This is a genomic window from Amycolatopsis sp. NPDC054798, from assembly GCF_053611505.1.
Map to the genome: position 1 here is coordinate 74951 of NZ_JBSHAM010000027.1, position 24510 is coordinate 99460.

At 70.8% G+C, this 24510-nt stretch carries 26 protein-coding genes and 1 tRNA gene; 13 read left to right on the plus strand and 14 right to left on the minus strand.

All coding sequences use genetic code 11. The features are described 5' to 3' along the window. Positions 1-573 precede the first annotated feature (573 nt). The 3 genes from ACWGIC_RS18840 to ACWGIC_RS18850 all read right to left on the minus strand — a co-directional run bounded on the left by ACWGIC_RS18840 (position 574) and on the right by ACWGIC_RS18850 (position 2728). Positions 574-1158 carry a nitroreductase family protein gene (locus ACWGIC_RS18840; protein ID WP_452077219.1) on the minus strand — a complete coding sequence of 195 codons (585 nt, stop codon included), beginning with the start codon at positions 1156-1158 and terminating at the stop codon, positions 574-576. Positions 1159-1496: 338 nt separating this feature from the next. Then, positions 1497-1883 carry a histone-like nucleoid-structuring protein Lsr2 gene (locus ACWGIC_RS18845; RefSeq protein WP_452077220.1) on the minus strand — a complete coding sequence of 129 codons (387 nt, stop codon included), beginning with the start codon at positions 1881-1883 and terminating at the stop codon, positions 1497-1499. Next, entirely contained in the window at positions 1856-2728 is an 873-nt protein-coding gene (locus tag ACWGIC_RS18850; RefSeq protein ID WP_452077221.1) for a hypothetical protein, read from the minus strand. Before ACWGIC_RS18850 ends, ACWGIC_RS18845 begins: the two co-directional genes overlap by 28 nt. Before the next feature lie 113 nt (positions 2729-2841). Between ACWGIC_RS18850 and ACWGIC_RS18855 the strand changes: the two genes are divergently transcribed. Next, positions 2842-3033, plus strand: a complete 192-nt coding sequence (locus tag ACWGIC_RS18855; RefSeq protein ID WP_452077222.1) for a DUF2795 domain-containing protein — start codon at positions 2842-2844, stop codon at positions 3031-3033. Between the two features lie 18 nt (positions 3034-3051). Here the strand turns inward: ACWGIC_RS18855 and ACWGIC_RS18860 are convergent, their stop codons facing one another. The 8 genes from ACWGIC_RS18860 to selD form a co-directional block, all read right to left on the minus strand. Next, positions 3052-4833 carry a complex I subunit 5 family protein gene (locus ACWGIC_RS18860; protein ID WP_452077223.1) on the minus strand — a complete coding sequence of 594 codons (1782 nt, stop codon included), beginning with the start codon at positions 4831-4833 and terminating at the stop codon, positions 3052-3054. Positions 4834-4835: 2 nt separating this feature from the next. Beyond that, positions 4836-5189, minus strand: a complete 354-nt coding sequence (locus tag ACWGIC_RS18865; protein ID WP_452077224.1) for an NADH-quinone oxidoreductase subunit K — start codon at positions 5187-5189, stop codon at positions 4836-4838. Continuing rightward, positions 5186-5902, minus strand: a complete 717-nt coding sequence (locus ACWGIC_RS18870) for an MnhB domain-containing protein (RefSeq protein WP_452077225.1) — start codon at positions 5900-5902, stop codon at positions 5186-5188. Before ACWGIC_RS18870 ends, ACWGIC_RS18865 begins: the two co-directional genes overlap by 4 nt. After that, on the minus strand, positions 5899-6135 hold the full coding sequence (locus ACWGIC_RS18875) for a Na(+)/H(+) antiporter subunit B (protein ID WP_452077226.1): 237 nt from the start codon (positions 6133-6135) through the stop codon (positions 5899-5901). The genes ACWGIC_RS18870 and ACWGIC_RS18875 overlap by 4 nt, the downstream gene beginning before the upstream one ends. Beyond that, positions 6132-6431, minus strand: coding sequence for a cation:proton antiporter (locus tag ACWGIC_RS18880; protein WP_452077227.1), 300 nt, complete (start codon positions 6429-6431; stop codon positions 6132-6134). Before ACWGIC_RS18880 ends, ACWGIC_RS18875 begins: the two co-directional genes overlap by 4 nt. After that, a complete protein-coding gene (locus tag ACWGIC_RS18885; RefSeq protein WP_452077228.1) occupies positions 6428-6679 on the minus strand; it encodes a hypothetical protein in 252 nt (83 codons plus the stop codon). Before ACWGIC_RS18885 ends, ACWGIC_RS18880 begins: the two co-directional genes overlap by 4 nt. Then, positions 6676-7134 carry a hypothetical protein gene (locus ACWGIC_RS18890; protein WP_452077229.1) on the minus strand — a complete coding sequence of 153 codons (459 nt, stop codon included), beginning with the start codon at positions 7132-7134 and terminating at the stop codon, positions 6676-6678. The genes ACWGIC_RS18885 and ACWGIC_RS18890 overlap by 4 nt, the downstream gene beginning before the upstream one ends. Positions 7135-7208: 74 nt before the next feature. Next, the gene (gene selD, locus ACWGIC_RS18895) at positions 7209-8204 is read right to left on the minus strand and encodes a selenide, water dikinase SelD (protein ID WP_452077245.1); all 996 of its coding nucleotides are present in this window, start codon (positions 8202-8204) and stop codon (positions 7209-7211) included. Positions 8205-8249: 45 nt separating this feature from the next. Between selD and ACWGIC_RS18900 the strand changes: the two genes are divergently transcribed. The 6 genes from ACWGIC_RS18900 (at position 8250) to nrfD (ending at position 16679) form a co-directional block, all read left to right on the plus strand. After that, a tRNA-Sec gene (locus tag ACWGIC_RS18900) sits at positions 8250-8344 on the plus strand. Beyond that, positions 8344-9633, plus strand: a complete 1290-nt coding sequence (selA, locus tag ACWGIC_RS18905) for an L-seryl-tRNA(Sec) selenium transferase (protein ID WP_452077230.1) — start codon at positions 8344-8346, stop codon at positions 9631-9633. The genes ACWGIC_RS18900 and selA overlap by 1 nt, the downstream gene beginning before the upstream one ends. Before the next feature lie 322 nt (positions 9634-9955). Next, on the plus strand, positions 9956-11719 hold the full coding sequence (gene selB / locus ACWGIC_RS18910; RefSeq protein WP_452077231.1) for a selenocysteine-specific translation elongation factor: 1764 nt from the start codon (positions 9956-9958) through the stop codon (positions 11717-11719). 4 nt (positions 11720-11723) lie between these two features. Further along, positions 11724-14936 (plus strand): formate dehydrogenase, encoded by a 3213-nt coding sequence (gene fdh, locus ACWGIC_RS18915; RefSeq protein ID WP_452077232.1) that lies wholly within the window; start codon positions 11724-11726, stop codon positions 14934-14936. Beyond that, positions 14929-15756, plus strand: coding sequence for a 4Fe-4S dicluster domain-containing protein (locus ACWGIC_RS18920; RefSeq protein ID WP_452077233.1), 828 nt, complete (start codon positions 14929-14931; stop codon positions 15754-15756). The genes fdh and ACWGIC_RS18920 overlap by 8 nt, the downstream gene beginning before the upstream one ends. Further along, positions 15753-16679, plus strand: coding sequence for an NrfD/PsrC family molybdoenzyme membrane anchor subunit (gene nrfD / locus ACWGIC_RS18925; RefSeq protein ID WP_452077234.1), 927 nt, complete (start codon positions 15753-15755; stop codon positions 16677-16679). The genes ACWGIC_RS18920 and nrfD overlap by 4 nt, the downstream gene beginning before the upstream one ends. Here nrfD and ACWGIC_RS18930 read toward each other — a convergent pair. The 3 genes from ACWGIC_RS18930 to ACWGIC_RS18940 are packed head-to-tail and all read right to left on the minus strand — an operon-like array spanning position 16676 to position 19147. Next, on the minus strand, positions 16676-17299 hold the full coding sequence (locus ACWGIC_RS18930; RefSeq protein ID WP_452077235.1) for a diguanylate cyclase/phosphodiesterase: 624 nt from the start codon (positions 17297-17299) through the stop codon (positions 16676-16678). The two genes, nrfD and ACWGIC_RS18930, sit on opposite strands and share 4 nt — an antisense overlap. Next, the gene (locus tag ACWGIC_RS18935; protein ID WP_452077236.1) at positions 17296-18486 is read right to left on the minus strand and encodes a zinc-dependent alcohol dehydrogenase; all 1191 of its coding nucleotides are present in this window, start codon (positions 18484-18486) and stop codon (positions 17296-17298) included. Before ACWGIC_RS18935 ends, ACWGIC_RS18930 begins: the two co-directional genes overlap by 4 nt. A gap of 43 nt (positions 18487-18529) precedes the next feature. Continuing rightward, positions 18530-19147: a UdgX family uracil-DNA binding protein gene (locus tag ACWGIC_RS18940; RefSeq protein WP_452077237.1), complete on the minus strand. Its 618-nt coding sequence runs from the start codon at positions 19145-19147 to the stop codon at positions 18530-18532. Between the two features lie 77 nt (positions 19148-19224). On the opposite strand from ACWGIC_RS18940, the gene ACWGIC_RS18945 reads away from it, so the two are divergent. The 6 genes from ACWGIC_RS18945 to ACWGIC_RS18970 all read left to right on the plus strand — a co-directional run bounded on the left by ACWGIC_RS18945 (position 19225) and on the right by ACWGIC_RS18970 (position 24310). Continuing rightward, positions 19225-19782, plus strand: a complete 558-nt coding sequence (locus ACWGIC_RS18945) for a hemerythrin domain-containing protein (RefSeq protein ID WP_452077238.1) — start codon at positions 19225-19227, stop codon at positions 19780-19782. Positions 19783-19799: 17 nt separating this feature from the next. Continuing rightward, positions 19800-20612, plus strand: coding sequence for a family 1 encapsulin nanocompartment shell protein (locus tag ACWGIC_RS18950; protein ID WP_452077239.1), 813 nt, complete (start codon positions 19800-19802; stop codon positions 20610-20612). A 77-nt stretch (positions 20613-20689) separates the two neighbouring features. Then, complete coding sequence (locus tag ACWGIC_RS18955; protein ID WP_452077240.1) at positions 20690-21814, plus strand: NAD(P)-dependent malic enzyme; 1125 nt, start codon at positions 20690-20692, stop codon at positions 21812-21814. Positions 21815-21827: 13 nt separating this feature from the next. Next, on the plus strand, positions 21828-23273 hold the full coding sequence (locus tag ACWGIC_RS18960) for a CYTH and CHAD domain-containing protein (RefSeq protein ID WP_452077241.1): 1446 nt from the start codon (positions 21828-21830) through the stop codon (positions 23271-23273). Between the two features lie 76 nt (positions 23274-23349). Continuing rightward, positions 23350-23844, plus strand: coding sequence for a hypothetical protein (locus ACWGIC_RS18965; RefSeq protein WP_452077242.1), 495 nt, complete (start codon positions 23350-23352; stop codon positions 23842-23844). A 31-nt stretch (positions 23845-23875) separates the two neighbouring features. Further along, on the plus strand, positions 23876-24310 hold the full coding sequence (locus ACWGIC_RS18970; RefSeq protein ID WP_452077243.1) for a DUF6292 family protein: 435 nt from the start codon (positions 23876-23878) through the stop codon (positions 24308-24310). Positions 24311-24510 lie beyond the last annotated feature (200 nt).

The window sequence follows — 24510 nt, forward strand, 5'->3', positions numbered from 1 at the left end:
CCACTCGCACGATGGGGTTTTCTCGGTGACGCCGCGTGCAGTAACTCTCCGCCGCCGCGACCGTCCGTGAGGGGGCCCCTGAGGGAATCTGATTCCCTCAGGGGGCCCCTCACGGACCTCTGCATCTTCGGATCAGGCCCCGCGCGCTCGGCGACGCTGCACCCGCTGCGGAGAGGTCCTCAACCTGGCGGTTACGGGTGCCTGTCCCGGCGGAATCGTCGCGGCGGCCATCGGACGCATTCCGGATTTGCCTTGGGCGTGCGGCAGCCTTGCCGTCCTCGACCGGAGGCGGTCTCGGGCGCCGGTGCTGCCACCACCGCCTTGATCGATCACGTTCCGGACGAACGCTCGCCGAAGGACCCGATCTTCGCCCGGGTGATCCCGGCTGCCGCGTTCTCGGTCTCAGGGTGCTTTTCCGAAACCGGTCGCGAGGGGCGGATGCCGTTCCCGCGTCCGGCCGCCGTCACCGCCGTCGAGACGTGGGGACCCGGGCGTCGCTCCGGAGCTGCGGGCGGCCCTGTTTTCAGCGGAACCGTTCTCCCGCATCGCAAAGATCGACTGGCCCGGCCGCGCCTACCACTGTCCGTAGTGGACAGTCTCGCTTTCCGGCTTCCGCTTGCGGGTGGACGGGGAGGCTCCCGCGGAGATCTTGGCGTCGGCGTCGTGGCCGATGGCGATCGCGCCGATCGGCTCGTGCGTGGCCGGTACGCCGAATTCGGCGCGCAGGCTGTCGAAGTCCTCCGCGCCGATGCCGAAGTACACGGCGCCGAGCCCTTCGTCGACCACGGTCTGCAGGATCAGCAGGACGGCCATGCCGGTGTCGATGTACCAGAACGGCACCGGCCAGTGGTCCTCGCTGCGGTCGGTCCACCCCTTGTCCGGCTGCGCGTAGCGGTCGAGGTAGACGTCCTTCACCGCGAACGGGACGACGATCACTGGTGCGGTCATGGCGGAGTCGAGCGTCCAGGATTCGAGACTGCCGCCGAATCGCCGCACGTCGTCGCCCTGCAGCACCAGGAACGCTTGGCCCTGCGAGAACCCGGCGGACGGCCCGCGCAGCGCGTTGCGCATGATCCGCCGGAGACTGTCCTCGGACACGGGCTCGTCGGTGAACTTGCGCACCATGCGCCGGCGCCGCACGACTTCCTGAAACTCCATCGTCGCCCCCTCGGGAAGTTTTCGGGCAACTCTAGCGGGTTTCAGCGGTGCGGGGCGCTGCTCGAGGCTCGATCCGGCCGGGGTCCGGCTACTGCCGACGGGGTCGTCCGCGCGCGGGTCGCCGGGGAGGCGAGCAGTGCTCAGCCGCGCACCGGCGCGAGTGCCGGGCGAACCGGTTTTCCCGCGCGAGCGGAAGGCCCCGGATTCCCGCGCTTTCAAAGATCAGCGCGGGCTTCCGGTTCGGCGGCCGCCGCGCGAATCCGCCGTGACTCCGGCGGGGGGATGACGTCTCTTCCGGCGTTTCCCCGAAATGATCGGGCGCCGCCGGAATCGGAACGCTATTTCCGCGCGCCCCTTTTCGCGGTGCGCTTGCGGCGGGGCTTCGCCTCTTCCTTCAGGCTTTCCTCGTAGGCGGCGATCACCTCGCGCGGGATGCGGCCGCGTTCGGCGATGGCCCAGTTGTTGTCGAGGGCCCACGTGCGGATCGCCTTGGAGCGTTCGCGTTCCTCGGCGGTCGGCGCGGCCGAGGCCCGCACGGTCGTCTTGCGTCCGCCGGTGCGGCGGGCGGAGGCGATGAACGCGGCGAGCTGATCGCGCAGCGCGGCCGCGTTCTCGTCGGACAGGTCGATTTCGTACTGGACGCCGTCGAGTCCGAAGGGGACGGTCTGGCCGGCTTCGGATCCGTCGAGGTCGTCGATCATCTCGACGAGGACTTTCTGTGCCATCGCGGTGACTCCTCCTGGAAACGGGACGTGGTCACCGCAGACCATAACAGGAGTCCACTGTGGCTGGTCGGCGGCAATGCGGTCGGTTGCAATTGCACCGGGGCGGGCCGGCGGCGCCGGGCTCGAACGGCGGTCAGGAAGTTTTCTGCCCCGGCGCGGGATCGGCCGAGGTTTCGAAGCGGTGCCCCGTCCGGTCGCGTTTCGTCCGGAGACAGCGGAGTTTCGATCGGGCGCAGCGCGGCCCGCTCCGCGACGTGCAGCCCGTATTCGCCGAGCCCGCGATATTTCTCCGGGTTGTTGGTGATCATGCGCACTCGGCGGGCAACGAGATGTTCGAGGATCTGCGCGCCGGAATCGCAGGAACGGGAATCGGCCGGAAAACCCTGCGCGACGGACACTGAACTCGCCAAAGCCGCGAAGATCGCCGGAAAGGCTCCGGGCCTCCGGCTCGTCGCCGGAATCGACGCCGGGCGGCTGCGGGCGGAGCTGGACCGGGTAAATGCGGACTTCGCGCGGGCGGAGCGGTTGAAGGATTTCCAGGTGCTGCCGCGGCCGTGGGAGATTTCGCGGGGCGAGCGGACGGCGAAGGGGAAGGTGAAGCGCGCGGCGGGCTTGTTTCGCTGCGGCTCGACTTCGTCGGTCTTACTGGGGTTCCGTAAACGACAAGAGTGTTGCCCCCGCGGATCGCGCGCGACCGCCCGGACTTCGTGCGGCCCCTGTTCTGGTGGCCGCACAACAGTTCCGCCGCCAGCCACCAGCGCGGCGAGCGCAGCAGTCACGTCGGGCACCCCGCCGGTGACGTCCTCCTCGGGACCGGCGGCGACGTCGGCGACGGGGTGCAGCACGTTCCCGATCTTGGCCGGGCCGGGTTCCGGGAAGTCGTTCACCCGTCGAGCGCAGCCCGCATGATCCGGGGCTGGACGGGTATGCGGGGGAGGAACCCGAGGAAGGGAGCGCCATGTCCGACGTCCGTGAATACTTGTCGGAAGTCGAATACCCGTGCGAGCGCGGCGAACTCCTCCGCCGGGCCGCCGCGAAAGGCGCGGGCGACGACGTCATCGGCCATCTCGGCAAGCTGCCGGAGCAGCGCTACGAGAACGTGGAAGCGGTGCACCGGCTGCTCGGCGACGACACCGACCCGCATCCGTGAGACCAGCGGCAAACCCTGTCAGAGCCAGACCAGTCCGGCGAGGACGGCGACGCCCGCGAGCAGCCAGGCCACGTAGTCGCCGACCTGGCCGGAATGCGCGCGGTGCAGGACCGTCAACGCTTCGTGCACGGGTTTCGGTGTCCGGTGCCGTGACCACAGCGCGAGCGCTGCGGCACCGAGAGTGAGAAGGGCGGTCACCGCCGCCGACAGCAGTCCGGGGGCGGTCCAGGACAGCTCGAATCCCTCCGCTGGGAGAGGTGTCGGCAGCGTGGGCAGGACGTCGTGCAGGTAGCCCGCGCGGTCGACCGCCTGTGCTCCGGCGGCCACGGCGACCTCACGGAGCCACGGAACGATTCCGGTGGCCAGTGCGAAACCGAGCAGGACGGCGATGGCCGCGAGCATGGGGGTCGGGGTGCGCTCGATCGGCTGGCCGGTCTCGGGTTCTTCGCCGGAGCCGGACGTCGTGTCCGCGGAATCCCCGGCGGGCGGCCTGCCGAGTCCGAAGTAGACCCGCAGCCCGGCGCGCAGGACAGCCGCTGCGGTCAAGGCGGAAATCACCGCGAACACGACCATCAGCCATTCCGGCCCGGCGTGCTCGGCCACGTCTTTGCCCAGGGCCAAGCCGAACGGCGGCAGTCCGGCGAGCGCGGCCGCGGCGATCAGGAACAGCACCGCTTCCGTCCGTGAATGCGTTGCGCGGCCGAAGAGATCGTCCTCGTCGACGCTGCCGTAGCGGTCCTTCAGCACCCCGGTCAGCAGGAACAGCGCGCCCTTGGCTCCGGCGTGCCCGAGCACCGAGAGCAGGAACGCGGCCGTCGCCTCGCCTCCGGTGGCGGCCAGCCCGCACAGGAACAGTCCGATGTGGGCGATGGTCGAGTAGGCCAGCAAACGTTTGAGATGCCGCTGGGTGAAGCAAAGCACCGCGCCGAGCACCGCGCTGGCGATCCCGGCGGTGAGGAAAACCCGGCTGACGGTGGCGTCGTCGAGCACCGTGCCGAACACGGTGGTGCGGACGCGAAGGACGCCGTAGAGACCGAGTTCGACCATGACGCCGGAAAACAGCACGCACACCGGCGTCGGAGCGACCGCGTGCGCGTCGGCGAGCCAGAAATGGAACGGCACGGTCGCGGCTTTGACTAGCAGACCGGTGCACACCAGCACGAACGCGGCGATGACGAGCGCGTCCGCGGGACGTCCGCCGAGCGCGACTCCGAGCTGCGCGAGTCCCAGCTGGCCGCCGCGGGCGTAGAGCAGGCCGATGCCCATCAGGCTGAAGTACGCGCCGAGGGAGTTCACCACGCCGAAGTTCAGCGCGCCCTGTACCGAGTCCGCCTCTTCGATCCGGTACCCGGTCAAGGCGTAGGCGACGCCGCTCATCAGCTCGAAGAACACGAACAGCGTGAACAGGTCGCCGGTGAAGAGGAAGCCGAGCATGCCGGTCAGGAAGAGCAGCATCATCGCGTGATAGCGGGCTTCGACGGCTTCGAAGTAATGCCAGCTGTAGAGCAGCGCGCAGACGGTCAGGAACGCTGCGAGCGCGGCGAATGTCGTATTGAGCCCGTCCGCGACGAGCACGATGCCGACCGAACGGGTGCCTTCCGGGCTCTGCCGGCCCAGCCAGCTGACCACCCGCCCGTGGTGGGCGGCGGTCAGCAGGACCACGCACAGTGCGCACACCGCCGCAGCGGTCACGGTGGCCGTCACGTCGACCACGACGCGGGGGAGTTTGCCGCCGAGGCCGAGCAGCAGGCAGGCGGCCAGCAGCGGGACGGCGATGGCGAGTGCGGGCAAGGTGGTCATGGTCAGCCGCGCAGCGCACGCAGTTCGTCGGGGTCGACCGTGCCGTGGCGGCGCGAGATCTGCAGCGTCAGGGCGAGCAGGAGCGCGGTGATGGTCGCCGAGACGACGATGTCGGTGAGCGTCATGGCCTGCACCATCGGGTCGACCACCGGCTGGCTCTGTCCTGGGGACACGATCGGCGCGGCGGCCTGGTCTTGGTAGCCGATCGCCAGCAGCAGGACGTACGTGCCGGACTGGGCGACCGACAGCGAGACCACGGTGTGCACGAGGTGCCGGCTGCGCATGATCCCGGCGCAGCCGAGCAGCAACAGCCAGGCTGCCACGCCGTAGCAAGCCGCCGAAACGACGCCGGTCACCCGTCCTCCTTGAGTCCGTGCACGAAAAACCGAGACAGCAGGACGACGAACCCGGCGGCGACCTCGATGCCGATCAGCACGCTCAGCACCGGGACGGTTCCGGCGGAAAGCAGCGAGCCGAATTCGCCCAGCGGAAGGATGTTCGCGAGGAACGAGCCGCCGATGGCCAGTCCCAGCAGGCCGGTCACGACGTACAGGCCGGTGGCGGCCGCTTCGGCGTACTCGCACCAGTCGATCGGGCGCAGCCGGGCCAGTGCGCGGTAGCTGCCGGAGAGGTAGAGCAGGTGCCAGCCGGTCGCGAGGACGACGCCGCCCTGGAATCCGCCGCCGGGCGTCAGATGCCCGTGCACGATGATGTCGATGCCCAGCAGCACGGAGACCGGCAGGAGCAGGAACCCGGCGAGCTTCACGGCGGGCAGGACGTAGCCGCTCCCGTCCGTCTTCGGCTCTTTCTCCGGCGGCTGCAGCAAGGCGAGCGTGCCGACCACCGCGGCGGCGACGATCGTTTCCTCGCCGAGGGTGTCGAGGGCGCGGAGGTCGAAGTTGACCGAGGACACCAGATTCGGCGTGGCCTCCCGGAAACCCCAGGGCAGCACCAGATCCCGGTAGAGGTGGCCGGCGGTCCCGGCGGCCGGCATCCGGGTGAACGCGGCGATGAACAGCGCGGCGACCCCGGCCAGCCCGGCGGTGCCGACGACGTCGCGGGTCCTCATCGTTTGCCCGTCTTCCGCAGCGTCAGCAGGACGAGAAGCGGGACGATCGCCGCGCCGACGGCGAGTTCGGACAGCGCGACGTCCGGTGCCTGGAACACGACGAAAAGCACTGTCAGGCACAGGGAAAACACGGTAAGCGTGATCGCCTGCCGTTTCGGGTCGGGCGTCGCGACGACGGCGAACCCGGCCGCCGCGACGAGCGCGAGCGCGACGAGCAGCACGGCGGCCGTCATGTGGGGAGATCCTCGTCGATCTCGCCGCGGCGGCGGGCTTCGAGCCGGGCGGTGGCCGATTGCAGGATCGGGCTGGTGACCGCCAGCAGCACGACCGTCGCGAGGATCGCGCCCGAGCTGAGCTGGACGCCGTTGACCAGGACGAGCCCGACGCCGATGAGCGGCGCGCCCAGGGTGGTCGCCGGGGCGAGCAGGTGCAGGCGGGCCAGCAAGTCCTTCGCGCGAACCAGGCCCGCTGCGGAGGCGAGGACGACGAACACCCCGGCGAAGACGAGAATCTGGGCGGCGACGGTCATCGGGTCCCCATGAGCCGCGCGAAGACGAGCGTTCCGGCGAAGGCGAGCACGGTCAGCGTCAGCGGGAGGATCAGCGCGCTGGACGGGCCGTACGCCTGGACGAGCAGCAGGAGCGTCAGGACGGTGACGGTGCCGGCGAACTGCATCCCGGCCAGGCGTTTGATCGCGGTGCCCCGGGAGACGAGCCACAACGCGGTGCCGAGGCCGCCCGCCATCAGGAGCAGAGCGGCGAGGAGCAGCCAGGTCATCGCGTCACCCGATCGAGAGTGGCAGACGGGCCGGGAAGCAGCCGGTGGACGACGACCCGCGTGCTGTCCGGCGGGCTCGCGACGACCATCGCGCCGGGCGTGCAGCCGACGGCCACCGTCGCGGTGGCGAGCCGCGCTTCGTGTTCCGCACGCGGTGTTTCCGGGACCGTAATCGTCTCGAACTTCCCGGCGGAGGGCTGGTGAAAGACAGTGCGCAACGCGGCGACGGACTCGCTGACCGCGGCCTTGGGCAGCGGTGCCAGCCATCTCAGCCACCTGGTCTTGAGATGCCACGAACCCCGCATCGCCCGGCGCGCGGAACGGGCGGCGAGCGCGCAGACCGCCGCGGCACCGGCGCCCGCGAGCAGTTCCGGTGCCGAGGGAGCGGACAGCGTGAGGGTCCACAGCCCGGTCAGTGCAAGCCACCACAGCAGAATCTCGGTCGCAGCGCGCATCTCTCACCTCGGCCAGGGGCTACCCACTTCGGAGACCGGCCAACCCGCAGTGTCCTTTTTGGGCGGAAAGGGGCTCAGCCCGCGACGATGGTGTGTTCGGTGCGCGGAACGAGTTCGCCGATCACCGGGTGCCCCGGCAGTTCGCCCGCCACCAGCAGCCCGCCGGACGTCTGCGCGTCAGCCAGCAGCAGGGCCTCGTCCTCGGAGATCCGGGACAGGTCGGCGTGCGGGCGGACCCAGTCGAGGTTGCGGCGGGTACCACCGCTGACGTACCCGTCGCGCAAAGCCTCGCGGGCTCCGTCGAGGTACGGAACGGCGGCCGGGTCCAGCCGGGCGGTGACGCCGCTGGCCCGCGCCAGCTTGTGCAGGTGGCCGAGCAGTCCGAAGCCGGTGACGTCGGTCGCGCACACCGCCCCCGCCTCCAGCGCGGCGGCCGACGCGGCGCGGTTGAGCGCGGTCATCGCGGCGATCGCCTCCTCGGAGCGTTCGCCGGTGGCCTTGTGCCGCGAGTTCAGCACGCCGATCCCGAGCGGCTTGGTCAGCGTCAGCGGGACGCCCGGCCGGCCGGAATCGTTGCGCAGCAAGCGTTCCGGGTCCGCGGTGCCGGTGACCGCGAGGCCGTACTTGGGCTCCGGGTCGTCGACGCTGTGCCCGCCGGACAGATGGCACCCGGCCTTCGCGCAGACGTCCAGGCCGCCGCGCAGCACCTCCGCGGCCAGCTCGAACGGCAGCACCTCCCGCGGCCAGCCGAGGAGATTGACCGCGACCACCGGGACCCCGCCCATCGCGTAGACGTCGGACAGCGCGTTCGCGGCGGCGATGCGGCCCCAGTCGTACGGATCGTCGACGACCGGGGTGAAGAAGTCCGTCGTCGCGATCAGCGCGATGTTCCCGGCGATCCGGACGGCCGCCGCGTCGTCGCCGTCGTCGAGGCCGACCAGCAGCTCGCCGGGCGGGTCCGCCGGCGCGGCGCCGGACAGGCCGCGGACGATCGTTTCCAGCTCTCCGGGCGGGATTTTGCACGCGCAGCCGCCGCCGTGGGCGTACTGGGTCAGCCTCATGCTTTTCATCATGCGGGGGCGCGACGGTCTTGGCAGGATGGCGGAATGCCCCAGGGAGGCGTATCCGGCCTGGTGACCGGCGCGGTCTTCAACACCGTTGAGCGGCAGGTCCTGCCGCTGGCGGGTTCGATTCCCGTCCGCCTCCGCCATGGGTGACCCGCGCCGGGCGATCCCGCGCACCGACGCCGTGCTCGGCGAGCCGCGGATCGCGAAAGCCGCCGGGACGCTCGGCCGCGACCTGGTCAAGTCGCTGGTCGCCGCGGCGCAACAGCGGGCCCGGGCCGGGGAGATCGAGCCCGGCGAGGTCGTCGCGGAGGTCGTGGCCCAGTTGCCCGCGACGGTGTCCTCGCTGCGGCCGGTGCTCAACGCGACCGGCGTTCTCGTGCACACCAACCTCGGCCGGGCTCCGTTGTCCGCCGCCGCCGTGGACGCGATCGCCGCCGCGGGCGGCGCCACCGACGTCGAGTTCGCGCTCGAAACGGGGGAACGGGCGAAACGCGGCCGCGGCACCCTGGCCGCGCTGGCGGAAGCGGTGCCGCGCGCGGAGGCGGTGCACGTGGTCAACAACAACGCGGCGGCCTTGCTGCTGTGCGCGCTGACCTTGGCTCCAGGCAAGGAAATCGTGGTCAGCCGCGGCGAACTGGTCGAGATCGGCGACGGTTTCCGCATCCCCGACCTGCTCGCCTCGACCGGGGCCCGGCTGCGCGAAGCCGGCACCACCAACCGGACCTCGGCCGAGGATTACGCGGCGGCCGTCGGCCCGGACACCGGATTCGTGCTCAAAATCCATCCCTCGAACTACCGGGTCACCGGGTTCACGTCGGAAGCGAGCGTCGCCGAACTGGCCGGGCTCGGCGTGCCGGTGGTCTCCGACGTGGGGTCCGGCCTGCTCGCGCCGCATCCGCTGCTGCCGGACGAACCGGACGTGACGACCGCGCTGGCCGACGGCGCGAACGTCGTGACCGCGAGCGGAGACAAGCTTCTCGGCGGTCCGCAGGCGGGCTTGCTTTTCGGCGATGCCGAGCTGGTGCGACGGCTGCGGCGGCATCCCGCGGCGCGGGCGCTGCGGGTCGACAAGCTGACGCTCGCCGCCCTCGAAGCCACCCTCCGCGGCCCGGAACCACCGGTGCGGGCGGCACTTTCGGCGGAGGTCGCCGATCTGCGGGTGCGCGCGGAAGCCTTGGCCGCGTCGCTGCGCTCGGCTGGCGTGGCCGCGGAGGCGGTCGACTCGACGGCGGTCGTGGGCGGCGGGGGTGCGCCGGGAGTCGAGCTGCCGAGCGCGGCGGTCGCGTTGCCTGCCCGGTACGCGGAGGCGTTGCGGCTGGGCGAGCCTGCTGTTGTCGGGCGGACAACGCGGGATCGGTGCTTGCTGGACCTGCGGACGGTTTCCCCGGCGGACGATTCGGTGGTGCGGGAGGCGGTCCGCCGATGCGGGTGATCGGTGCGGCTGGGCGGGTCGATCGCGGGCGGGGTGCGCTGGTTCGCCGCAGTGGCGAGGCGGGGCGAGGGGTTCTGTCGCGTGGGTGCGGGGTGTGGGCGGCCTGCATTGGTGAGTCGGGGCGAAGGGTTCAGCCGCGTCGCGGTGTGCGGGTGGCCTGCCCTGGTGGGGAGGGGCGGCGGTTCGGGCCGGGAGACGGGCAGCTGATTATGCGTGAGTCGGTTCAGGCGATCGCCGCGGTGGGCCGGTGGAGTCGCGAGCGTCGGCACAGCCTGGCCCCCGATCTCACGCCAGAGCCGCCCGCGGCCGTGCGGGAGGCCCGATGCGGGTGATCGCCACCGCCGGGCACGTCGACCACGGGAAGTCCACCCTGATCCGCCGTCTCACCGGCATGGAGCCCGACCGGTGGGCCGAGGAACGCCGCCGCGGGCTGACGCTCGACCTCGGATTCGCTTGGACCCGGCTGGGCGGCGAGGAGATCGCCTTCGTGGACGTCCCCGGGCACCAGCGGTTCGTGCCCACCATGCTCGCGGGCGTCGGCCCGGTCCCGGCCGCGCTGTTCGTCGTGGCCGCGGACGAGGGGTGGATGCCGCAGTCGGCTGAGCACTTGGCGGCACTAGACGCGTTCGGCGTCCGGTACGGCCTGCTCGCCGTCACCAAATCCGACCGCGCGGACCCAGGCCCGGCGACGACGGCGGCGCTCGAGGAAATCGCGGCGACGGCGCTGGGCGAGGTGCCTGCGGTGAGCATCAGCGGCACGACGGGCGAAGGTCTCGAGGAACTGCGCGGTCAGCTTGCCAAGCTGGCCGCCAGGTTGCCGCCGCCGGATCTGGAAGCGGACGTCCGGCTGTGGATCGACCGGGCGTTCACGATCAAAGGCGCGGGCACCGTGGTCACCGGAACCCTCGGCGGCGGAACGCTGCGGGTCGGCGACGAGCTGACGCTCGGCGCGCACAAGGTCCAGATCCGCGGCTTGCAGGCGCTCGGCGAACCGCGCGAAAGCGTCTCCGCGGTGGCTCGGGTCGCGGTGAATTTGCGCGGCGTGCCCAAAGAGTCGGTCGGGCGCGGGGACGTTCTGCTGACTCCGGGCGCGTGGCGTCCAGCGACGGAAGCCGACGTCCGGTTGCGCGGCGCACCGTCCGGCGAACTGCACCGGAATCTCGTGCTGCACTTCGGATCCGCGGCCGTGCCGATCCGGATTCGCCCGCTCGGGCCGGACACCGCGAGGCTGCTGCTCGCGAACCCGTTGCCGCTCCGGACCGGCGACCGAGGGCTGCTGCGCGACCCGGGGGAGCACCGGATCCCGGCCGGGTTCGACGTGCTGGACGTCCGGCCGCCGTCGCTCGCGCGCCGTGGCGCCGCGCGGGCGCGGGGCGAAGAGCTGGCGGCCCCGGAACCGGGCTGGGATTACCTCCGCCGCGAGGGTTTCGTGCGCCACGAAGACTTTCGCGCGCTGGGGCTTCCGGAGGCGGGCGAGCGGCTCGGCGGCTGGCATGCCGACCCGGGACGCCTCAGCCGGTTGCGGGCTGAGGTCGCGGAGGTGGTCGCGGACTGGACCCGCGAACATCCGCTGGCGGCGGGGATTCCGGCCGAGGCGCTCCGGCAGCGGCTCGGCCTGCCGGACGCGGACCTCGTCCCGGCGGTCCTCGGCGGCGGGCTGGTGCTCAAGGACGGTCTCGTCCGCGCACCCGGCGCGGGGCTGACTCCCGAAGTGGCCCGGGCGATCGACGTCCTCGAAAGGCGGTTCGCCGACCATCCGTTCCGCGCCCCGGAAGCGGACGAACTGCGCGAACTCGGCCTGGGCAAACGGGAATTGGCCGCCGCGGTCCGCGTGGGCCGGTTGCGGGCGATCGCCGACGGCGTGGTGCTGGGGCCGGACGCGCCGGAGCGAGCGGCGGAAGTGCTGGCCGCGCTCGGCGAACCGTTCACCGTGTCGCGGGCCCGGCAGGCGCTGGACAGCACCCGCCGGGTGATGATCCCGCTGCTGGAGCGTCTCGACGCCGCCGGGCTCACCGAACCGCTCGGCGACGGGACCCGCCGGACGTGTGCACGGGGCTGCGCGGGCCGGGAGAACGGATTACCGTGACAGCGTGGGCATGCGGCAGTGGATCGAAGGCTGGCCGGTGTACCGGCAGCTGGCCGGTCCCGACCGCACTGCGCGCGCCTCGGCGGCCAAGTCGCGCGGTTCGGAAAACTGGCACGCTCGCACCGAGGACGCCGACAAGGTAGTCCGTTCGGTCTGTCCGTATTGCGCGGTCGGCTGCGGGCAGAAGGTGTACGTCAAGGACGGCGCGGTCACCCAGATCGAGGGCGACCCGGATTCGCCGATCTCCCGGGGCAGGCTGTGCCCGAAGGGGTCGGCCAGCAAACAGCTCGTGACCAGCCCGAGCCGCGTCACCGAAGTCCTCTACCGCCGGCCGTACGGGACCGAATGGGAACGGCTGTCCCTCGACCAGGCGATGGACATGATCGCCGACCGCGTGCTCAAGACGCGCGCCGAAACGTGGCAGGACGCCGACGACCAGGGCCGCAAGCTCAACCGCACGCTCGGTTTCGCGAGCCTCGGCGGCGCGACCCTGGACAACGAAGAGAACTACCTGATGAAGAAGCTGTACACCGCGCTCGGCGCGATACAGATCGAAAATCAGGCCCGTATTTGACACTCCGCCACGGTTCCCGGTCTGGGGACCTCCTTCGGTCGTGGAGGCGCCACGACGTTCCAGCAAGACCTCGCCAACGCCGACTGCATCGTCATCCAGGGCTCGAACATGGCCGAATGCCATCCGGTCGGGTTCCAGTGGGTGATGGAGGCGAAGGCCCGCGGCGCGAAGATCATCCACGTCGATCCGCGGTTCACCCGCACCAGCGCGGTCGCGCACTTGCACGCGTCGGTGCGGGCGGGTTCGGACATCGCGTTCCTCGGCGGGCTGATCAACTACGTCCTGCAGAACGACCTCGACTTCCGCGAGTACGTCGTGGCCTACACGAACGCCGCCGCGATCCTGACCGAACAGTTCGCCGACACCGAGGACCTTGACGGCCTGTTCTCCGGCTTCGACCCGGAGCACCGGCAGTACGACAACTCGACCTGGGCGTACGAGGACGCGGAAGCAACCCCCGCGGCCGGCGCTCGCGACCCCGATCAGCCGGGCGGCCACCACGGCGGCGAGAAGCACCAGACGTCCGCGCGCGCCGAGTCGTACGGCAGCGGCGGCGCAGCGCTGGAAACGAAACCGAAGACCGACGAGACGCTGCGGCATCCGCGGTGCGTTTACCAAGTCCTCAAACGGCATTTCGCCCGCTACACGCCTGAGGCGGTCGCCGACATCTGCGGCCTGCCGGTCGAGCAGTTCACCGAAATCGCCGAGGCGATCACCGCGAACTCCGGCCGCGACCGCACGACGGCCTGGGTGTACTCGGTCGGCTGGACGCACCACACGGTCGGCGCGCAGTACATCCGCACCGCCTCGATCCTGCAGACGCTGCTGGGCAACATCGGCCGCCCGGGCGGCGGTATCCTCGCGCTGCGCGGGCACGCCAGCATCCAGGGCTCCACCGACATCCCGACGCTGTTCAACCTGCTGCCCGGCTACATCCCGATGCCGCACGCGCACCAGCACCTCGACCTCGACAGTTTCGTCGAGGCCGACGCGGGCAAGACCGGCTTCTGGGGCAACATGCGCTCCTACACCGTCAGCCTGCTCAAGGCGTACTGGGGAGACAGCGCCCAGCCGCACAACGATTTCCGCTTCGGCTACCTGCCGCGGCTGACCGGCGACCACGGGACGTACGCGACCGTCCAGAAGCAGATCGCGGGGGAGTGCAAGGGCTACTTCCTGGTCGGCGAGAACCCGGCGGTCGGCTCGGCCAACGGCAAGTTCCAGCGGCTCGGGCTGGCCAATCTCGACTGGCTGGTGGTCCGCGACCTGCAGCTGATCGAGAGCGCGACGTTCTGGAAGAACGGCCCGGAGATCGAGACCGGCGAACTCAAGCCCGAGGAGATCGGCACCGAGGTCTTCTTCCTGCCCGCCGCCGCGCACACCGAAAAGGACGGCAGCTTCACCAACACCCAGCGCCTGCTGCAATGGCACCACAAAGCGGTCGAACCGCCCGGCGACGCCCGCAGCGACCTGTGGTTCTACTACCACCTGGGCAGGCTGATCCGGGAACGCATCGGCAGCGATGCGAAAGATGCCCCGTTGCGCGATCTGGCCTGGAGCTACCCGACCGAAGGGCCGACCGCCGAGCCGAGCGCGGAGTCCGTGCTCGCGGAGATCAACGGCCACGGCCCGAACGGACCGCTCTCGGCCTACACCCAGCTCAAGGACGACGGCTCGACGTCGTGCGGCTGCTGGATCTACTGCGGCGTCCGCGCCGACGGCCACAACCATGCCGCGAACCGGCGGCCGGGCTCCGAACAGGACTGGATCGCGAACGGCTGGGCCTGGGCGTGGCCGGCGAACCGGCGGATCCTGTACAACCGCGCCTCGGCGGACCCGGACGGGAAACCGTGGAGCGAACGCAAAAAGCTGCTCTGCTGGGATGCCGAGCAGCGCAAGTGGACCGGCCCCGACGTCCCGGATTTCGAGCCGAACAAGGCTCCGGATTACGTCCCGCCGGACGGCGCGAGGGCACAGGACGCGCTGAGCGGCCGCGATCCGTTCATCATGCAGACCGACGGCAAAGCCTGGCTTTACGTCCCCGCCGGACTGGCCGACGGACCGCTGCCCACGCACTACGAGCCCTTCGAAAGCCCGGTCGGCAACGCCCTCTACCGCCAGCAGGAGTCGCCGGTGCGCCAGACGCTGGACAGCCCGGTGAACCAGTACAACCCGGCGCGCAGCGAGGTCTACCCGTACGTGTTCACCACCTACCGGCTCACCGAGCACCACACTGCGGGCGGGATGAGCCGGACGCTGCCGTACCTGTCCGAACTCCAGCCGGAGTTCTTCTGCGAGGTCTCGCCCGCGCTGGCGGCCGAACGCGGGCTGGCGCATCTCGGCTGGGCGACCATCGTCTCGGCGCGGACGGCGATCGAGGCCCGCGTCCTGGTCACCGACCGGGTCAAACCGCTCAAGGTGCGCGGCCGCACCGTTCACCAGGTCGGGTTGCCGTACCACTGGGGCCCGAACGGGCTGTCTCGCGGCGACGCGGCCAACGACCTGCTGTCGATCGTGATGGATCCGAACGTGCACATCCAGGAGGCCAAAGCGGCCACCTGCGACATCCGCCCCGGCAGGCGGCCCCGAGGGCCGGAACTGCTGGAATTCGTGGCGGAGTACCGGAGGCGAGCCCATGGCTGAGTACGGCGCCCAGCCCCGGATGGGGTTTTTCACCGACACGTCGGTGTGCATCGGCTGCAAGGCGTGCGAGGTCGCGTGCAAGGAGTGGAACGGCGTCCCGGAGGCGGGCGGGCAGGACCTGCTCGGGCTGTCGTATGACAACACCGGAGACCTCGGTTCGAACACCTGGCGGCACGTGGCGTTCATCGAACAGCCCGCGGTAGACCTGGGGATGCCGACGATCGGAGCGCCGGGACAGCAACCGGAAGAGCCGGGCGTGCGCTGGCTGATGTCCAGCGATGTCTGCAAGCACTGCACGCACGCGGCCTGCCTCGACGTCTGCCCGACCGGCGCGCTGTTCCGCACCGAATTCGACACGGTCGTGGTGCAGCAGGACATCTGCAACGGTTGCGGCTACTGCGTTCCCGCTTGCCCGTACGGGGTCATCGAAAAACGCGAAAGCGACGGCCGCGCGTTCAAGTGCACCCTCTGCTACGACCGGCTCGGCGCCGGGATGGAACCCGCGTGCGCCAAGGCTTGCCCGACCGATTCCATCCAGTTCGGCGAACTGGACGAACTCCGCGAACGCGCCGCCGCGCGAGTGTCGGCGCTGCACGACGACGGCGTTCCGGAGGCGCGGCTCTACGGCCACGATCCCGAGGACGGGGTCGGCGGGGACGGCGCGTTTTTCCTGCTGCTGGACGAACCCGAGGTCTACGGCTTCCCGCCGGATCCGGTGGTGACGACGCGAGATCTGCCGCAGATGTGGAAGCGGGCCGCGACGACCGCCGCCGGGGTGGCGGCGGCGCTGGTCGTGTCGTTCCTGGGACGGCGCCGATGAGCCCCCGCCGCGAACGGGCGATGGTCGAGCCCGCCGAATTCCGTTCGTACTACGGCAGGCCGATCCTCAAAGAGCCCGCCTGGAAGCAGCCGGATGTCCCGCTGTACCTGTTCCTCGGCGGTGCGGCCGGCGCTTCGGCGTCGATGGCCGCGCTCGCCGACGCGACCGGACGGCCGGAGTTGGCGAAGGTCGGCAGGCTGGCGGCGTCGGGCGGGTCGATCGCCAGTGTCGTCGCGCTGATCCACGACCTCGGCAAGCCGACGCGGTTCCTGAACATGCTGCGCGTGCTCAAGCCGACTTCGCCGCTGTCGGTGGGATCCTGGATCCTCTCGCCGTTCTCCGGACTCGCCGCCGGGGCGGCTTTTTCCACGCTGACCGGGCGGTTCCCGCGGCTGGGCCGGTTGGCCGGGGCGGGTGCGGGAGTGCTGGGCCCGGCGATGTGCACCTACACCGCGGTGTTGCTGGCCGACACGGCGACGCCGTCCTGGCACGAAGCGCACGGCACGCTGCCGGTGCTGTTCGCGGGCAGCGCGGTGACCAGCGGGGCCGGAATCGCGCTGATCGCGGTGCCGCGCAAGGAAAACGGCCCGGTCGTGCGGGCCGGGCTCGCCGGTGCCGCGGCGGAGCTGGTCGCCGAGCATCATGTTGAAACCGGCCTGGGGCTGGCTTCGGAGCCTTACCGGACCGGCCGGGCTGGGCGGTTGCTGAAGGCCGCCAAGGTGCTCACTGCTGCGGGTGCGACGTTGTCGCTGGCGGCGCGGAAGCATCGTGCGGCGGGGGTAGCTGCGGGTGTGGCGTATCTGGCGTCGGGGTTGTGTACGCGGTTCGGGGTCTACGCCGCTGGCGTTGAGTCCACAAAGGACCCCAAGTACGTCGTAGTGCCGCAGCGCGAACGACTCGCGCGGCGTGCGGAGAAGCGTTAGCGCGCGGCCCGGACGCACCGCCACAGTTCTTCGCCGTACGGCACGGCGATGAGCCCGGCGATGGCCGCCCCGATCCCGGCGAGGTAGCCGCCCGGCAGCTGGCGGCGTTTGGGCCGCAGCTGCCAGGCGCTGCGCCGGTCGTCGGCGTGCAGCAGTTCCCGGACGTCTTTCCAGTGCAGGCAAGCGATCGCCGCGGTGCCCATGAACGGCAGCGACTCCAGGAAGCTGTGGATGTGCTGCTCGATCGGCTTCACCTCGCGGGCGCTGTCCACCGCGGTCTTGACGTCCCACAGCGCGGTCGCCTCGTGCGCGGCGATGGTGGCGGCCATGATCGTCAGGACGAGCGGGTTGACCTCGCACAGCAGCACGAGCGTGATCGGCAGTCCCACCTCGGCCATCATCAGCAGGTGGATCAGCGATTCCCGCACCCCGGCCGTTTCCTCGATCCGGGTGCGCCGGTGCTGCCACCAGTCGAGCAGCCCGGGCACGAACCACGCCGGGAGGATGCCGTAGAGCAGATACCGCAGGGTGGCGGTTTCGATGTCGGACGCCCGCTCGGGGATCCGCATCCGCGACCGGTCCGTGACCGCCTTGCGCAGCGTTTTCAGCGGAGTTTTCATGCGGCGGGCTCCAGCAGGATCTTCTGTGCTCCGTCGAGCTTCTTCTGGAAGATGTCGTACGCCCGCGGCGCGTCGGCCAGCGGGAGCTTGTGCGTCGCGAAGCCCTCGACGCCGAGGGGGTCGCCGTCCGCGGTGAGCACCGGCAGGATGTCGTCGATCCACCGCCGGACGTTCGCCTGCCCGGTGTGCAGGCGGATCTGCTTGTCGAAGACCTCCATCATCGGGATCGGGTCGGCCATCCCGCCGTACACCCCCGACAGCGAGATCGTGCCGCCGCGCCGGACGCTGTCGATGGCCGCGTACAGCACGCTCAGCCGGTCGACCCCGGCCTTTTCGGTCACCTTGGCTCCCACCGCCTGCGGCAGCAGCGCGACCAGGTTGTGCGCGAGTTTCCCGATCGGGGCGCCGTGGGCTTCCATGCCGACCGCGTCGATCACCGAATCCGCGCCGCGGCCCCCGGTCAGGTCGCGGATCGCGTCGCCGATCCGCCGGTGGTCGCGCAGATCCAGGGTCGTCGCGCCGTGCGCGCGGGCCCGCGCCAGCCGTTCGGGCACGAGATCGACCCCGATCACCTCGCCCGCGCCCTGGTGCAGGGCGACCCTGGCCGCCATCTGGCCGATCGGGCCGAGCCCGAAGACCACGACGGAGCCGCCGTCCGGGACGTCCGCGTACGCCACGGCCTGCCACGCCGTCGGGACCACGTCGGACAGGTAGACGAACCGCTCGTCCGGCGGGCCCTCGGGCACCTTGATCGGCCCGTACTGCGCTTGCGGGACGCGGAGGTATTCGGCCTGCCCGCCGGGCACTTGGCCGTAGAGCTTGGTGTAGCCGAGCAGGGCCGCGCCCTTGCCCTGGTCCTTGACCTGGGTGGTCTCGCACTGCGACTGCAGGCCGCGTTCGCACATCCAGCAGTGGCCGCAGGAGATGTTGAACGGCACCACCACGCGGTCGCCCGGTTTCAGCGTGCTCACGCCGCTGCCGACCTCCTCGACGATTCCCATCGGCTCGTGGCCGAGGACGTCGCCCTCGGTCATGAACGGGCCGAGGACCTCGTACAGGTGCAGGTCCGAGCCGCAGATGCCGGTCGAGGTCACGCGCACGACGGCGTCGGTCGGCTCCTCGATCTTCGGGTCCGGGACGCGCTCGACTCGCACGTCCCGCTTGCCGTGCCAGGTCACTGCTTTCATGGCGGCCGGATTCCCCTTGCCGGGGCGGGCAAACGTCCGCAGGTCACAGGCCGCGCAGATCGGCGACGAACTCGTCGTAGGCGGTGGTCCGGTCGGGGGCGCGCAGCACGGCGGACGGGTGCACGGTGGCGACCGCCGAGGCGAACATCCCGGCGAACTCCTCCGGCGGATCCAGCTGTTCGCCGCGGTGCCGGGTGAGCCGGAAACCGCTGCCGTACACCGATTGCGCCGCCGTCGCGCCCAGCAGCAGCACGAGCCGGGGCTGAACGGCCCGGAGTTCGGCCACCAGCCACGGCCGGCACGCGACGACCTCGGACCGCGCCGGTTTTTCGTGGATCCGGCGTTTGCCGCGGAGCTGGAACTTGAAGTGCTTGACCGCGTTGGTCACGTAGAGGGAATCGCGCTCGACGCCCGCGTCGGCGAGCGCCCGGTCGAGCAGCTTTCCGGCCGGGCCGACGAACGGCTCGCCGCGCTGGTCCTCCTGATCGCCGGGCTGCTCGCCGAGCGCGAAGATCTCCGCCCGTTGAGGGCCCGCACCGAAAACCGTCCCCGTGGCGTCGCGGTACAGACCGCAGCCCCGGCAGTCCCGGGCTGCTCGGCGGAGCGTGTCGAGGCTGGTGGTGTCCGGCGGCTCGGCTCCGGGTTCCTGACGCGCGACCATCGGATCCCGTTACCCGCAACGAGGCTGGCGCAAACACGACGAGCGCACTGCCGCCGGGAGAGCTAACGTCGGGGGCCATGACCGACATCACCAGCCTGATCCTCGACGATCACGAGCGGTTCCGGCGGGCGTTCGCGGCGCTGGACGACCTCACTGGCCCGGAGGAGCTGGCCCGGGCGTGGGAGCCGCTCGCCGCGCTGCTGGACCTGCACGCGGCGGCCGAAGAGGCGGTCTTCTACCCCGAGCTGATCCAGCGCGGCGCCGACGCCGAGGACGAGACGCTCGACGCGGTCGGCGACCACAACGACATCCGCGACGCCGTCGCCGAAACCCGGCGGCACCCGGCGGGCAGCGCGGCCTGGCTCGCGGCGGTCCGGCAAGCCCGCACCGCCAACAGCGAGCACATGGCCGAGGAGGAGGACGACGCGCTCGCCGATTTCCGCCAGCACGCCGATCCGGGCCTGCGCGAGGAACTAGGCCGGAAATTCCTCGCGTTCAAGGCCGAGCACGAGGGCGGCAAGGGCATCGACACCGGGGACGTCGACCCGGAGCGGTACGTCGCGGAGCAGGAGCGCAAAGCCGGGAAGAACCCGCCGGACGACGGTTCGCTGGGCATCGGCGGCCTGAAGGACTGAAGGAAGAGGGGAGCACGATGAACCACCTGATGCGCGAGCTGGCCCCGATCCCGGCCGAGGGCTGGAAGCAGATCGACGACGAGGCGCGGGAACGGCTGGCGGCCCACCTCGCGGCCCGCAAGATGGTCGACGTCGAAGGCCCGCACGGCTGGCGGCATTCGGCCACGTCGCTCGGCCGGACCCAGCGGATCGATCCGCCGGAAACCGCGCGCGAGCGCGAAACCCTCGCGCAGCAGCGCCGGGTGCTTCCGCTGGTGGAGGTGCGCGTGCCGTTCACCGTCGAGCGCAAGGAACTCGAGGACGCCGAACGCGGCGCCGACGACCTGGAGTTCGACGACCTCGACCAGGCCGCCGCCCAGGTGGGCCTGCTGGAGAACCGCGCGGTGTTCCACGGATGGCCGGACGCGGGGATCACCGGGATCGTCGAGGCGAGCCCGTACGACCACGGGATGCTGGGCAACGATCCGGAACGGTATCCGCACGTGGTGGCCAACGCGGTGAACACGTTGCGGTGCAAAGGAATCGAGGGCCCGTACGCGCTGGCGATCAATCCCGAGGGCTACACCGCCATCGTGGAGAGCACCGAGCACGGCGGCCTTCTCGTGCTCGACCACCTCCGCCGGGCGCTCGGCGGCGGCCGGGTGAAGCGGACGCCAGGACTGACCGGCGCTGTCGTGCTGAGCCTGTCCGGCGGGGACTTCGTCCTCGAACTCGGCCAGGACTTGTCGGTCGGCTACCGCCACCACGACGCCGAGACGCTCACTCTGTACCTGGAAGAGAGCTTCAGTTTCCGGGTGACCGAACCGGACGCGGCGTTCGTGCTCGACTGAGCACGCGCGCGGTATCGCGACGGCCGGAGCCGGGGTGAGCACGATTCCTCCGCGCCGCGGCCGGGTATCCGGCTGGCATGAGCAGTCGCGGAAAGATCCAAGTCACCACCCGAGTGCGGCTCGACGACGCCGGCGACCTCGCCGAGCACTACACGCCCGGAGTCGCCGAGCTGGCCAAACGCGTCGCCGAGGACCCGTCGGTGCTCGCGCGGGAAACCGTGCGCAGCAACTCCGTCGCGATCGTCTCCGACGGTTCCGCGCTGCTCGGTCTCGGCGACCAGGGACCGGCCGCCGCGCTGCCGGTGATGGAGGGCAAAGCGGCGCTGCTGAAGCGGTTCGCCGACGTCGACGCGTGGCCGATCTGCCCGGTCAGCCGCGAACCGGAAGACCTGGTGCGCACCGCCAAGGACCTGGCGACGTCCTTCGGCGCGATCAACCTGGAAGACATCGCCGCACCCCGGTGCTTCACCGTGGAGCGGCAGCTGCACGACGAGCTGGACGTGCCCGTTTTCCACGACGACCAGCACGGGACCGCAGTCGCCGTGCTGGCCGCCCTGGACAACGCGCTCAAGCTGACCGACCGCACGCCCGGCGACACCTCGGTGGTGATCTCCGGCGCGGGCGCGGCCGGATCCGCTATCGCCCGGCTGCTGCTGAAGGCGGACTACCGCGCGGAGCGCATCGTGGTCTGCGACAGCCAAGGCACGCTGCACGGCGAACGCGATCTGACCGGCGAGAAGCAATGGCTCGCGGAAAACACCAACCGCGGCGACGCGGTCCGGGGGAGCCTGCAAGACGCGCTGCGCGACGCGGACGTTTTCATCGGCGTCAGCGTCGGCGGCCTGCTCAAGGGCGACGACCTCGCCCGGATGGCCGACCGGGCGATCGTGTTCGCGCTGGCCAATCCGGATCCGGAGGTCGACCCGGAGGTCGCGCACGAGCACGCGGAGATCGTCGCGACCGGGCGCAGCGACCTGCCCAACCAGATCAACAACGTCCTCGTGTTCCCGGGGATGTTCCGGGGGCTGCTCGACTCCGGCGCCCCGAAGGTGACTGGCCGCATGCTGCTCGCCGCCTCGCACGCGCTCGCCGCAACGGTGGGCGGCGACCTCGATCGCGAGCACATCGTGCCCAGCGTCTTCGACGAGGGCTTGGTGCCCGCGATCGCCGAGGGCGTCGGCGGCGCGGCGGAAAACGACTGAACCGGGAGACGGAATGAAAAGCGCAGAGTCCGAACGCAAATACGAGCTGAGCCTGACCGCGCGGGTGCCGCAGCTGGCGGGCAAGGGGATCACGCAGGAAGCTCCCGCCGAGCAGAAGCTGGCGGCCGTTTATTACGACACCAAGGATTTCCGGTTGGCCAGAGCCGGAATCACGCTGCGAAGAAGCAGCGACGCCGGATGGTGCCTGAGATTGCCCTTCGCCACCGGTGCCGGCCCGGAATTGCGGGTTCCGCTCCACTCCGAATCAAAAGTGCCCGGCGAGCTGGTGACGCTGGTCCGCGCGTTCACGCTGGACCGGAAGCTGCGACCGGTGGCGCAGATGCGGACCGACCGGTTCACCCACCGCCTGGCCGACGCCTCCGGCCGCACCCTGGCGACGCTGGCGGACGACCACGTCACCGGTGAAGTCCTCGGGGGACACACGGTCAGGCTGGACCGCTGGCGGGAGCTGGAGGTCGAGGCGGGGCCGGAGCTTCTTGCCAGGGTCGACCGGACCTTGCGCAAGCGCGGGGCGGAAAACGCCTGGTGGCCGTCGAAACTGCAGAGGCTGATGGGTGCGGGAGCTGAGGAAGCGCGCGGTTCGCGCGAGGTCTTGCCCGCGTATCTGAGCGAGCAGTTCGAGCGGTTGCGCCGCGCTGACTTGGGTTTCCGGGTCGGGGCGGACGATTCGGTGCACCAGCTGCGGGTGGCGGCGCGGAAGCTGCGCAGCGTTCTCCAGACGTTCAAACCCTTGGTGGGCAAGAAAAAGGCCGTCGCGGTCGCAGCGGAGCTGAAGTGGCTGGGAGCCGAACTCGCCCCCGCGCGCGACGCCGAAGTCAGCCAAGCCCGCCTCGAAGCCTGTCTGGACGAGGTGCCGCCGGAGCTGGTTTTCGGCCCGCTGCGGCAATACCTGACCCGCGACTTCGCCCGCGCTTCCCGCACGGAACTGGACCGCGCGACGGAAGCGTTGTCCAGCACCCGATACGTCGCCTTGCTGCAGTCGATCGCCGAGCTGCTCGACACGTTGCGTCCAGCGGGCAAGAAGGCATTGCGGAAGCCTCTGCGCAAGACGGCGCGCAAGCTTTACCGGGCCGCCGAGGCGACGGAGGGGCTCAGCGGCACCGAGCTGGAGAAGGCTTTGCACAACGTCCGGAAGAAGGCCAAGCGCGCCCGTTACGCCGCGGACGCCGTCCGGCCGGTGTTCGGCAAGAAGCTGCGCACGTGGCGCAAGAACGTCAAGGCGGTGCAGCAGACGCTCGGCAAGCACCAGGACAGCGTGGTCGACCGCGCGACGTTGCGGCACTTCGCGATCGACGGCTTCAGCGAGAACCAGAACACGTTCACCTTCGGTCTTCTCTACGGCCGCGACGAAGCCGCGGCGAGGATGCTGCGGGACCGGTTCGCCGGCGAATGGCGCGCGCTGCGGAACGGCGCCCGCCCGTCCTGGCTGAAGGGGTGAGCGCCGTTACTGTCCACTGAGGACAGTGTGGTCCTTTTCGCGTTTAACGCGGCCGGATCGGGGAATCCCACGCGAAATGGGATCACAACTGACCGCGACATGGGTATCGGCGATCGGGAGCGCGGGCTCGCTGCTGGGCTTCGCCTCGTACGTCTGGATCATGCTGCTGAACCGGAAGGACCAGGCGGAGATCCGGCAGGAGCAGCAGGCGCAGTCGGTCTCCGCGTGGCTCGACGAGGGAGTCCGGCACGAGCGTGACGAGGATTACGTCGTGTGCGCGCACAACAGCGGCGACGCACCGGTGTTCGACTGCTCGCTGGAAATCCACCGCCCGGACGAGGACGAGCCGCACTGTGTCCGGCTCGCCATCATCCCGCCGGGAGCGACCGCCGTCCGCGCGCTGCCGTTCGGCGACGACGCCATGTCGGCGGACGACTTGTATTCGGCGGCCGCCGTGCCCGGCCTGTCCTTCACCGATTCCCGCGGCGGCCACTGGACCCGCGACACCTCGGGCGTGCTCAACCGCACCGACCGTCGTTCGCTGCGCGGGCGCTGGCTGCCCAGCAGCTGATTCCGCACCCTTACTCCGGAGAAAGGCATCCGTGACCGCCACCCCGCACATCCCGCCCAGCAACCCGCAGGCAGCGTCCACCGCACTGCGCGGCTACCTCGCCGACGTCACGCGCGCGCTCGGGATCGGCCTCGAATCCTGCACCGTCGACCAGGACTCGCCGCTGTCGGCGTACATCGCTCTCGACGATCGCCTGCCGGGCTATCCCGGCCGGGACGTCGCGCTCCTGTGGGACGAGGCGCACGGCTGGTCGGCCGCCGTCGAAACCCATTCCGGCGAAGATCTCATCGTGATCCGCTATCTCGGCGGCGCCAGCGTCGCGCCGCCGCCCGCGCGGCTCCGCCGGTTCGTCGCCGCGTTGCACGAGGACGATCACCGGATCGGGCAGCTCGTCCCGCCCGATCTCCGTTCCGTCGGCAGCCCGGCCGAACTCGCCACCCTGCTGAGCCTGCGCGGTGCGGCTTGAGCCCCCGCCGGGAGGTCCGTGAGGGGCCCCTTCACGGACCTGGATTCCAATGCCTGGGACCTTAAGGTGGTGCTGCGGGTGGGTTAGGAGCGCGTCGGCCCGGGTCGGGAAGGCCGAGCGGGCTGACTGCGGACGGGCCGGTCGGGCGGGAGCGCGGTGTGCGGTCTGTGAGGGGCCCCTTGAGGGAATCTGTTTGCCGG

What these genes read in the sequence shown, in the direction of transcription:
- ACWGIC_RS18840 (WP_452077219.1), bottom strand. Translation starts at nt 1,158, where the DNA reads ATGGAGTTTCAGGAAGTCGTGCGGCGCCGGCGCATGGTGCGCAAGTTC.
- ACWGIC_RS18845 (WP_452077220.1), bottom strand. Translation starts at nt 1,883, where the DNA reads ATGGCACAGAAAGTCCTCGTCGAGATGATCGACGACCTCGACGGATCC.
- ACWGIC_RS18855 (WP_452077222.1), top strand. Translation starts at nt 2,842, where the DNA reads ATGTCCGACGTCCGTGAATACTTGTCGGAAGTCGAATACCCGTGCGAG.
- ACWGIC_RS18860 (WP_452077223.1), bottom strand. Translation starts at nt 4,833, where the DNA reads ATGACCACCTTGCCCGCACTCGCCATCGCCGTCCCGCTGCTGGCCGCC.
- ACWGIC_RS18870 (WP_452077225.1), bottom strand. Translation starts at nt 5,902, where the DNA reads ATGAGGACCCGCGACGTCGTCGGCACCGCCGGGCTGGCCGGGGTCGCC.
- ACWGIC_RS18875 (WP_452077226.1), bottom strand. Translation starts at nt 6,135, where the DNA reads ATGACGGCCGCCGTGCTGCTCGTCGCGCTCGCGCTCGTCGCGGCGGCC.
- ACWGIC_RS18880 (WP_452077227.1), bottom strand. Translation starts at nt 6,431, where the DNA reads ATGACCGTCGCCGCCCAGATTCTCGTCTTCGCCGGGGTGTTCGTCGTC.
- ACWGIC_RS18885 (WP_452077228.1), bottom strand. Translation starts at nt 6,679, where the DNA reads ATGACCTGGCTGCTCCTCGCCGCTCTGCTCCTGATGGCGGGCGGCCTC.
- ACWGIC_RS18890 (WP_452077229.1), bottom strand. Translation starts at nt 7,134, where the DNA reads ATGCGCGCTGCGACCGAGATTCTGCTGTGGTGGCTTGCACTGACCGGG.
- selD (WP_452077245.1), bottom strand. Translation starts at nt 8,204, where the DNA reads ATGAAAAGCATGAGGCTGACCCAGTACGCCCACGGCGGCGGCTGCGCG.
- selA (WP_452077230.1), top strand. Translation starts at nt 8,344, where the DNA reads ATGGGTGACCCGCGCCGGGCGATCCCGCGCACCGACGCCGTGCTCGGC.
- selB (WP_452077231.1), top strand. Translation starts at nt 9,956, where the DNA reads ATGCGGGTGATCGCCACCGCCGGGCACGTCGACCACGGGAAGTCCACC.
- ACWGIC_RS18920 (WP_452077233.1), top strand. Translation starts at nt 14,929, where the DNA reads ATGGCTGAGTACGGCGCCCAGCCCCGGATGGGGTTTTTCACCGACACG.
- nrfD (WP_452077234.1), top strand. Translation starts at nt 15,753, where the DNA reads ATGAGCCCCCGCCGCGAACGGGCGATGGTCGAGCCCGCCGAATTCCGT.
- ACWGIC_RS18930 (WP_452077235.1), bottom strand. Translation starts at nt 17,299, where the DNA reads ATGAAAACTCCGCTGAAAACGCTGCGCAAGGCGGTCACGGACCGGTCG.
- ACWGIC_RS18935 (WP_452077236.1), bottom strand. Translation starts at nt 18,486, where the DNA reads ATGAAAGCAGTGACCTGGCACGGCAAGCGGGACGTGCGAGTCGAGCGC.
- ACWGIC_RS18940 (WP_452077237.1), bottom strand. Translation starts at nt 19,147, where the DNA reads ATGGTCGCGCGTCAGGAACCCGGAGCCGAGCCGCCGGACACCACCAGC.
- ACWGIC_RS18945 (WP_452077238.1), top strand. Translation starts at nt 19,225, where the DNA reads ATGACCGACATCACCAGCCTGATCCTCGACGATCACGAGCGGTTCCGG.
- ACWGIC_RS18950 (WP_452077239.1), top strand. Translation starts at nt 19,800, where the DNA reads ATGAACCACCTGATGCGCGAGCTGGCCCCGATCCCGGCCGAGGGCTGG.
- ACWGIC_RS18955 (WP_452077240.1), top strand. Translation starts at nt 20,690, where the DNA reads ATGAGCAGTCGCGGAAAGATCCAAGTCACCACCCGAGTGCGGCTCGAC.
- ACWGIC_RS18960 (WP_452077241.1), top strand. Translation starts at nt 21,828, where the DNA reads ATGAAAAGCGCAGAGTCCGAACGCAAATACGAGCTGAGCCTGACCGCG.
- ACWGIC_RS18965 (WP_452077242.1), top strand. Translation starts at nt 23,350, where the DNA reads ATGGGATCACAACTGACCGCGACATGGGTATCGGCGATCGGGAGCGCG.